The sequence below is a fragment of the uncultured Microbacterium sp. genome (assembly GCF_963521695.1).
Taxonomy (GTDB): Bacteria; Actinomycetota; Actinomycetes; order Actinomycetales; family Microbacteriaceae; genus Microbacterium.
On the sequence record NZ_CAUQWC010000139.1, the window covers coordinates 1 to 9,241 of the forward strand.

At 71.9% G+C, this 9,241-nt stretch carries 8 protein-coding genes; 4 read left to right on the forward strand and 4 right to left on the reverse strand.

Annotation, left to right across the window (positions count from 1 at the left end; genetic code table 11):
* Positions 1-84: 84 nt before the first annotated feature.
* The 4 genes from RWP81_RS10915 to RWP81_RS10930 form a co-directional block, all read right to left on the reverse strand.
* On the reverse strand, positions 85-1,497 hold the full coding sequence (locus RWP81_RS10915; RefSeq protein ID WP_314456022.1) for an FGGY family carbohydrate kinase: 1,413 nt from the start codon (positions 1,495-1,497) through the stop codon (positions 85-87).
* A complete protein-coding gene (locus RWP81_RS10920) occupies positions 1,494-2,531 on the reverse strand; it encodes a hypothetical protein (protein WP_314456024.1) in 1,038 nt (345 codons plus the stop codon). Before RWP81_RS10920 ends, RWP81_RS10915 begins: the two co-directional genes overlap by 4 nt.
* Positions 2,528-3,784: a LacI family DNA-binding transcriptional regulator gene (locus RWP81_RS10925; RefSeq protein WP_314456026.1), complete on the reverse strand. Its 1,257-nt coding sequence runs from the start codon at positions 3,782-3,784 to the stop codon at positions 2,528-2,530. Before RWP81_RS10925 ends, RWP81_RS10920 begins: the two co-directional genes overlap by 4 nt.
* Positions 3,785-3,869: 85 nt before the next feature.
* Complete coding sequence (locus RWP81_RS10930) at positions 3,870-4,868, reverse strand: aldose 1-epimerase family protein (protein WP_314456028.1); 999 nt, start codon at positions 4,866-4,868, stop codon at positions 3,870-3,872.
* Positions 4,869-4,996: 128 nt separating this feature from the next.
* Between RWP81_RS10930 and RWP81_RS10935 the strand changes: the two genes are divergently transcribed.
* The 4 genes from RWP81_RS10935 to RWP81_RS10950 form a co-directional block, all read left to right on the forward strand.
* Positions 4,997-5,836: a class I fructose-bisphosphate aldolase gene (locus RWP81_RS10935; protein ID WP_055960316.1), complete on the forward strand. Its 840-nt coding sequence runs from the start codon at positions 4,997-4,999 to the stop codon at positions 5,834-5,836.
* Between the two features lie 121 nt (positions 5,837-5,957).
* On the forward strand, positions 5,958-7,082 hold the full coding sequence (locus RWP81_RS10940; RefSeq protein ID WP_314456034.1) for a Gfo/Idh/MocA family oxidoreductase: 1,125 nt from the start codon (positions 5,958-5,960) through the stop codon (positions 7,080-7,082).
* A gap of 176 nt (positions 7,083-7,258) precedes the next feature.
* Positions 7,259-8,254 carry a LacI family DNA-binding transcriptional regulator gene (locus tag RWP81_RS10945; RefSeq protein WP_314456031.1) on the forward strand — a complete coding sequence of 332 codons (996 nt, stop codon included), beginning with the start codon at positions 7,259-7,261 and terminating at the stop codon, positions 8,252-8,254.
* A gap of 128 nt (positions 8,255-8,382) precedes the next feature.
* A partial coding sequence (locus tag RWP81_RS10950; RefSeq protein ID WP_314456033.1) for a nucleotidyltransferase family protein occupies positions 8,383-9,241 on the forward strand: 859 nt, incomplete at its 3' end.

Consider the following 9,241-nt stretch of genomic DNA (forward strand, 5'->3'; position numbering starts at 1 on the left):
TGTTGAGGGCGCGGACGTGGCCGAACTGACGCGAGAGACCCCGCGCCTGCAGCACCGGGACGGCGGTGGTGACTGACGACATCGTCAGCTCCTTTCGTTGGTGACAAGGGATCCCCCGTCGGCGACGAGGGAGGAAGAGAGGAACGACTCCGCGACGACCTCGAAGGAGTCGGACGACACCGCGAACGCGGCGAAGAGGGCCGCGCCGTACGCGGTTCCCTCGTCGTGGGTCGAGACCGTGACATCCGGCAGGAGCGCGGAACGGGAACGGACGACGGACGCCATGGTCGACCACCCGCCGGTGAGCACCGTCGAGGTGGGAGGGGCGACCTCGCGGTCCATCACCGCCATGCACTCGGCGAGCATGTCGTTGCCGTGGCGCAGGGCCGCTGCGAACAGCTCGGCGGGGCTGAGCCCGTCGCTCTGCGCGACGATCTTCAGCACGCCGTCGTCGTTGCGCGCGCCCGAGACCTCGAGGCCGCCGTCGGCGAGGGTGCCGTCGACGGGCAGTGCCATCGCCGCCTCGTCGATGCGCGCCCGGCCCATGGCATCCGCGATCCCGAGCAGTTGCAGCACGCGCCGCATGAGCAGTCCCGACTTCGTCCCCGCCAGCAGCACGTACTTGCCCGGGATGACGTGGCGCACGCAGTTGATACCCGCGTGGGCGAGACGCTCGCGGGCGGCGAACGGCAGGGTGTCGTCGAGGACGCGGACGAGCGCCTCGGCCGTTCCCATCGAGTCGTAGAGCTGGCCGGTGTGGGTGGCGCCGACCGCGACGGCCGAGACGAGGTGGTCGTGCCCCGCGATGGTGAGGGCGGCGCCCCGGAAGCCCGCGGGCATGGCGGGGTCGCTCAGCACCCCCACGGCCTCCCCCGCGCTCACCCGCGCACCGAGGATCGTCTCGTCGACACCGAGTACGTCGAGGGCGGCGCCCCACGGGGTGCTGTCGTCCTGGTCGAGCAGGCCGGTGCGCGAGGCGAGCGAGTACTCCGCCACGCGCGGCCCGCCGAGCGCGTGCACCACGTACTCGGGCACGTTGAGGAAGGTGCTGCCCGACAGCGGGATCCCGATGTCTCGCAGGTGCAGCAGCTTCGCGATGGATGCCAGGGGCCCGACCGGCAGCCCGGTGCGGCCGAGGAACTCGGCGCGGAACGCCGCGGGCGTCGCCATGATCTGCGCCGCGCCCCGGGGGTCGAACCACGCCATCAGCGGCGCGAGCGCCCGGCCCGCGGCATCCAGCAGCACTCCGGCCTCGGCCATGCCCGAGACGGCGAGCGCGACGATGCGGTAGCCCGCGTCGAGGCGCACGTCGGCTTCGGCGGCGAGGTCGCGCACGACGGCGATCGCCTCATCGGCCGTCATCTCGGCCCGGCCGTGGTCGAGGTTGGTCCAGGGCGAGCGCCGACTCACCACGAGCACCTGGCGTCCCTCGGGGGTCGCGACCAGCAGCTTCGTGCTGGTCGAGCCCATGTCGATTCCCACGACGTAGTCGGTCACCGCACGTCACCGCCGTTCAGGGTGCCGGGCCAGCCGGCACCGGGGGCGCCGACGAGGATCTCGGCGCCGCCGGTCAGACGCCACGTGCCGAAGGCGTGCGGCACGGCGTAGACCTGTCCGCGCTCGACGTCGACGGTTCCCGCATCCGAGACCAGAGCACCCGCGCCCTCGCGCACCAGCACGACGGCGAAACCCGCGTCGCGCGGAACGGTGTCGCCGGCGGCGTCGAACAGGCGGAAGTACGGGTCGGCGGAGTCGGGCAGCAGCGAGCGGAAGGCGGGGCCCGCCGGCGTCGTCCCGACCGCGCTGATCAGCGCATCGAGCGCATCGGCATCCAGCTTCTCGGTCGAAACGGCGGGCATGACGGCGTCGAAGCCGAGGTCGAGGTGCGATTCCTCGCGGGTGGACGTCGTGACCGACCACTCCAGCAGGATCGAGAAGTCGGTGGGCTCCTGCACCTCGGCGACGAAGATGCCACCGTCGATCGCGTGCACGGTGCCGGCGGGTACGAGCACGCCCATCCCGGGGCGGACGACCACGCGGTTCATCCGCGAGAGCATCCACTCGCTGTCCTGCGCGTCGCGGCGGCGGTCGAGTTCGTCGCGGTCGACCGCCCGGTTCCAGCCGACGTGCACGGCGCAGTCGTCCTCGGTCTCGAGCACGTACCAGGCCTCGGTCTTGCCGTACGGGCAGTCGAGGTGCGCGCCCGCGAAGCCGCGGTCGGGGTGCACGTGTACGGGGAGGCGCTGACGCGCGTCGAGGAGTTTGACCAGGATGCCGAGATCCGCGGCATCCCTCCCGCCCCGGGCTCCCACCCACGCGGCACGGTCGGCCGTGACGAGGTCGCGCAGATAGTCGCCGTCGTCGGTGATCGCCAGACCGATCTCGTCGGACCCGAAGCGCGACACGGTCGAGCCGAGCCACTCCTCGGGCTGGCGGTCGGTCTCGGGCACGATGCCGCGGAGGGCCGCGATGCGATCGCCGCCGAGGTAGAAGTGCTGCACGGGGTTGGGGGGCAGCAGGACGGGCTTCATGCCGGGGCTCCGATCGGGGCTGCGGCCGGAACGGCGGCATCGCCGCCCGGCTCGGGGTGGACGAGGGTGAGGGCGGTCGCGACGAGGGTTGCGGCGGGCTCGACGAGGGCGGACGGGAGCGCGGTCGACGTCGCGGAATCGGAACGCTGCAACAGAATCGGATCAGAGGCGACGCCGCGTCCGAAGCCGTTGCGTCGCTCCGATTCCGTGGATGCCGCACCCGCCGGAGCGACCTCACCCGATCCACGCGCCACGAGGCGTGTCGGCACGACGATACGTTCGGGCCCCTCCCCGGGACGCACCGCGCGCTCGCGGAGGAGCCGGAAAGCGGCCGTGGCGAGAAGCCGCGGGTCGTGGTCGACGAAGGTGATGCCCGGATCGAGCACCTCGGCGAGGGTGAAGTCGCCGAACGAGATGAGTGCCGGCATCCGCAGTCCCCTCGCGCGGATGGCGCGGACGGTGCCGATGGAGGCGAGGCTCGTCGCGCACAGCAGCGCGGTGGGGGCGTCGTCTCGCTCGAGAAGACGGGAAGCCTCAGCGGCTTCCCCCCGCCCGAAGCGTTCGTGCGTGACGACCAGCGACGGGTCGAACGGCAGCCCCGCGGCCACGAGGGCGGAGCGGTAACCGGCCAGCCGGTCGCTGACGGTGGGGTAGGGCACGTCCTCGCCCATGAAGGCCACGCGTCGGTGTCCCTGAGAGATCAGCGCGGCGGTGGCCTCGACGGCCGCCCCGAAGTCGTCGATGACGACCGCGTCGATGCCGGAACGCACCCGGTCGATGCAGACCACGGGAAAGCGGGCGCGAAGGGCCGCGAGGGTCGAGGCCGCGACCGCGACGGGCGCCACGATGAGCCCCGCCAGTCGGTGCCCGGTGAGGCGTTCGAGCTGTGCGCTCTCGCGGGCGGCGTCGTAGCCGGTGCTGGCGAAGATGACGCTGAGGCCCTCCGCGACCGCGAGTTCTTCGACGACGCTGACGAAAGCGGCGAAGAAGGGGTCGCTGATGGCGTCGATCAGGATGCCGATGGTGTCGGCGTCGCGGCGCTTGAGCTCGCGAGCACTCCGGTCGGGCACGAAGCCGAGCTCGCGGACGGCGCGCAAGACGCGTTCCCGCGTGAGCGGCAGCACCCCCGTCTCGTCGTTGATGACGCGCGACACGGTCTTGGGGCTCACGCCCGCCGCCGTCGCGACGTCGATGAGCCGGGCGCGCGGCCGAAGCGTCGCGGCCTCGCCGGCCGTCTCTCGCTCGTGCGTCATCGCTGCTCCGACATCGTTGTCTTGCGGACGGGAAACCCTCGGTCGGGCCCCGCTGGAGTCAGCATGAGCCCGTGGGACAACGTTGTCAAGTCACGGATCCGTCTCGGATGACATCGATGTCGAGGCCGAGCTCCCACGCCGATCCCGGCCCCAGCTCACGCAGCAGACCCGCCGCCCGCGCGTCGGCGCGCCCGAGGATCGTCGCCGCTGTCGCCGGTTCCACACCGAGGACGACCGCGCCCTCCTGCGCCACCCGCCACTGGAACATCCCCGGCAGCACCGCGGTGTCGAACGAGATCCGGATGCCGAGCCCCGACCGCGACACGATCTCGGCGGCGACACGACGGTCGACGGGCAGCTCGTGCGCGAAGACCTGCTCGGGGTACTCCGCGACGGGCTCGGGGAACTCCGCCCACGACGCGAGACCCGCCTCGGCCGCCGCGTCGCGGGCGCGCACCCGTTCCGCCGGCGAATGCAGCACGGAGCCGGCGTCGACCACCGGCCAGCCGAGATTGACGTGGTAGAGCACCATGGGCTCCACCGCGCGCGAGCCGCGGTTCACGATCTCGTCGCGCAGCTCGATCCGCCCCGCCCCGAACGGCACCCGCACACGCCGGCGCAGTTCGAGTTGCGCGCCGAGCACGGTCGCCTCGACGACGGTCGCCTCCACGACCACGGCGTCGTCCGAGACCTCCGACCGGGTGACGGATGCCGCGAGCCCGCTGTACCGCCCGTGCTGCGGATGCTCCCCCTCGGCGTCGACCGACGGGGGGCCGAACGACAGCAGGCCGCAGGTGGTGACGAGACCGCCGCCGAACGAGGCCCCGAAGCCCCCGGCGCCCGGCCGCGGCCACCCGGTCGGCGACACCCAGGCCAGCGGCACCCCGCGGTGACGCACCTGTCCGATGTCGAGCCCGCGGTCGGGCAGCAGTTCGACCTCGAGCTCTCCTGCGATCACCCGCAGACGCCGGGTTCCGGCATCCGGTCCATCGGTGCGCACCGAGGCTTCCACGCTCGCCACCTGCGCGAACGAACCCGTGCGCCGCCGCGCCTCGTCGACCGTCGATCCGTACAGCTCGCCCATGAGCCCCGCCTTCCTCGCCGTTGCGCGGCTCACGCTAGCAGTGATTGACAACGTTGTCTCGCGACCCGCATACTGACCGACGAGCGCAGAGCAGCGCCCCGACACGACGTCTCGGAGACCCACACCCCATGTCGAAACCCCGCCTCCACCGCCTCTTCAACGCGAAGTCCGGCCGCGCGCTCGACGTCGCCGTCGACCACGGCGCGTTCCACGAGCACAACTTCCTCACCGGTATCGAAGACATGGCGAAGACCGTCGCGACGCTCGTCGACGCCGGCCCCGACGCCGTCCAGCTCACCCTCGGCCAGGCGCCCCTGCTGCAGTCCGTCCCCGGCAAGCAGAAGCCCGGACTGGTGCTGCGCACCGACATCGCCAACGTCTACGGTGATCCTCTCGAATCGCCCCTGCACAGCATCCACGTTCCGGATGCCATCGAGGTCGCCGTCCGCCTGGACGCGGTTGCTGTCTGCGTGAACCTGCTCGACCTGCCCGGCGAGCCGCAGGTGCGTGAGCAGTGCATCCGCTCGATCCTCGCCCTCCGCACCGACGCCGAGCGCTACGGGATGCCGCTGATGATCGAGCCGCTGGTCATGCAGACCAAGCCCGGCACCGGCGGCTACGGCGTCGACGGCGACACCGCCAAGATCGTCACCCTCGTGCGCCAGGCGCGCGAACTCGGTGCCGACCTCATCAAGGCCGACCCCACCGACGACATCACCGAGTACCACCGGGTCATCCAGGCGGCGGGCGACACCCCGCTCCTCGTCCGCGGCGGGGGCCGTGTCGACGACCGCACGCTCCTCGAGCGCACGCGCGCCGTGCTCGAACAGGGCGCGCGCGGCATCGTCTACGGCCGCAACGTCATCCAGCACCACGACCCGGCCGGCATCACCGCGGCCCTGATGGCGGTGGTCCACGACGACGCCTCGGTCGACGACGCCCTCGCCCTCATCGGCGGTGCCGCGTGAGCCCGCTCCGAATCCCGGCCTCCCGCAGCCTCGCCGCCACGACCGCCGACGCCCGCGCCACGACCCCCGCCACACGCGAAGGAGACCAGGACTGACCGGCAAGAAGGTCGGAATCGGCATCATCGGGGGCGGTCTCATGGGCCGCGAGATCGCCGCGGCCCTGCGGCGCTGGCCGGCGCTCATCGATCATCCGGCCGAGCCCGAGCTCGTCGCCGTGTGCGACATCAACCCGGCCGCCCTCGAGTTCTTCGAGCGCATCGACACCGTGCAGCTGACCACGACCGACCATCACGAGCTCCTCGCCGACCCACGCGTCGACGTCGTCTACATCGCGGTGCGCCACGATCTGCACGAGCGTCTGTACATCGACACCATCCGCGCCGGTAAGGCGCTGCTGGCCGAGAAGCCATTCGGGATCGACCGGGCCGCGGCCGATGCGGTCGTCGCCGCCATCCACGAGACGGCCGGGTCGTTCGTGCGCGTCTCGAGCGAGATGCCGTTCTTCCCCGGCGCGCAGTGGGCCGTCGACTACGTGAAGTCGGGTGCCCTCGGCCGCATCGTCGAGGCGAAATGCACGTTCCTCCACGCCAGCGACATCGATGTGAACAAGCCGCTGAACTGGAAGCGGCAGAAGCAGTTCTGCGGCGACGCCGGCGTGCTCAACGACCTCGGCATGCACACGTGGCACGTGCCGCTGCGCCTGGGGTGGACGCCCGAGAAGGTCGTCGGCATCCTGCAGGACGTCGTCACCGAGCGCCCCGGTCCCGACGGCACCCTGCAGCCGTGCGACACGTGGGACAACGCGGTCATCCACTCGTGGGCCCGCCACGACGGCGCGGCCTTTCCGCTCACCACCGAGACCAAGCGCATCGCGCCCGGGCAGAAGAACACGTGGGAGTTCGAGGCCATCGGCATGTCGGGCGGCGTGCGCTTCAGCACCAAGAACCCCAAAGAGGTGCAGGTCTTCGCCTTCATCGACGTGCCCGGGGTGGGCCGCGAGCAGAGCTGGCAGAGGATCGACGCCGGCAGCCAATCGGTGTGGCCGACGGTGACGGGCCCGAACTTCGAATCCGGATTCTCGGATGCCATCCTGCAGATGTGGGCGGCCTTCCTCGCCGAGTACGCGGGCGAGCTGGGCGACGGCTTCGGCTGCGTCCGTCCCGAGGAGGCCGCGCTGACGCATCGCCTCTTCGCCGCCGCGATCGCGTCGCACGAGAACGGGACGTTCGTCGCCCCCGAGCTCTGACCTCCTCCCGCAAGCCCGTCGAGTGTCCAGGACTCGCCGCATCCGTCGCACTGGCGACGGCGTGTCTGGGACACTCGACGGGCGCATCGACCCCGTCGGCGCGCGGATCCCGCAGTCGGCCGGCCCGGATCCCTATGCTCGGAGGATGCCGCACCCGACGGCATCCGAGGAGACTCATGCGCAAGACCGGCCGACCCACGATGGTCGACGTCGCCGCCGACGCCGGTGTGAGCCTGAAGACCGTCTCTCGCGTCATCAACGGCGAGCCCCACGTCGATCCGGGAATGGCCGAGCGGGTCGCCGCCGCCGTGCAGCGCCTCGGCTATCACCGCAACGCCCTCGCCGCGAACCTCCGCTCCGGCAGTCGCGACACCATCGGCTTCATCGCCGCCGACCTGTCGAACACGTTCTACATGGCCGTCGCTGCCGCCGTCTCCACGGTCGCCGCCCGCGAGCGCATGCACCTCGTCATGGCCTCCAGCGAAGAGGATGCCGACATCGAGCGCTCCCTCGCGCTCGACCTGTGCCAGCGCCAGGTGGGGGGACTCATCGTCGTCCCCACCGCAGACGACCACGCCTATCTGGCACGCGAGGTCGAACTCGGCACCCCCGTCGTCTTCCTCGACCGCCCCGGCAGCGGCATCCCCGCCGACGCGATCCTGCTCGACAACCGCGGGGGCGCGCGCGCGGCCGTGGCCGAGATGCTCGCCGCCGGGCACCGCCGCATCGCCGTGCTGCTCGATCGCCGCAGCATCTACACGATGTCCGAGCGGTGGGCCGGCGTCGAAGAGGCCTTCGCCGCCGCGGGCCGGACGCCCGACCCGGCGCTGGTGGTCGAGGGCCTCCACACCCCGGTCATGGCCCGCGACGCGATGCAACGGCTGCTCGACGGCGACAGCGCTCCCACGGCCGTCTTCTGCGCGAACAACCGCGTCACGATCGGGGCGCTGGAGGCGATCCTCCCGCGCGGGGCCGACGTCGCCGTCGCGGGCTTCGACGACTTCGAGCTGTCGCGTCTGCTGCCCCGTCGCATCCGCATCGTCGACTACGACGTCGCCGATCTCGGGGCCCGCGCGGCGGAGACTCTGCTCGCCCGTGCCGCCACGCCGGCGACGGGTTCCCACACGCACCTCGTTCCCACGCGTCTGGTCTCCCGGGGCGGCATCCGCTGATCGCCCCGGGCTGGTGAGATCCGCCCCTCAGCGGGTGAATTGCAGGGGGCGTTCCGGTGACCTGGCCCCGGTGGCACCGGTGAGACGGCAAGAGTGAGAGGTCACCCGCCGTCTCCCCGAGGTCATCCATGCGCAGTTCCGTCCCGCCTGATCACGGGTGGATCCCGATCGCGTACGGCGCGCTCGATATCCGCGGATCCGATCACTTCGCCGAGGATGCCGACGTGCTGGTGCTGCCGACGCGGCCGGCCGAGGCCCTGTGCCTGATCGGCGAGGGCGCGACCCTCTGGCGGCGGCTCGTCGCCGCCGGCCCCGTCGCACCGGCGTCGTTCACCCCCGAAGAGAACGCGATCCTGGCGCACCTCAGCGATCTGGGCCTGGTCACGGTCGCGGCATCGCACCCCGCACAGATCACCGAGCTGCACCCCCCGAGGCTCTCGTCGCCGCTGCACGAGCTCGTCTACGCCCTCGTCGCGCGTGTGGCGGCGCACCAGGGCATCGCGTGCGTGTTCACCAAGGGTCCGGCCCTCCACCTCCAGGGGCTGCGCGAACGCGAGCATTCGGGCGATGTCGACCTCTGGTGCGATCCCGCGCGCGTCGACGAGCTCGCCGATGCCCTCCTCCCGTGGGGCTGGGACCTCGCGCCCGACCCCTGGCGGGGCACGACGATCCATCACACGGCGACGCTCACTCCCCGGCGATGGGGGTGCGAGATCGACATCCATCGACGCTTCGCCGGGCTCGTGCTCGATGACGAGCGGGCATTCGCGCTCGTGCTTCGCGACGCCGTCCCCCTGCGCTTCGGTTCCGTCGATGTGCTCGTCCCCGCTCCCGCCACGCACGCCGTCCTGGCGGCGCTGCACGCGGTGCGCCCCGAGATCGGCGCGGGTCCGCGCACTCCTGCCACCTCGGCTTCCGCTGGGGCCTTCCTCTCCCGTGTCGAGGGCAGCGTCGCCCGGGCGCGGGAGCTCGGTGCCGTCCCGGCAT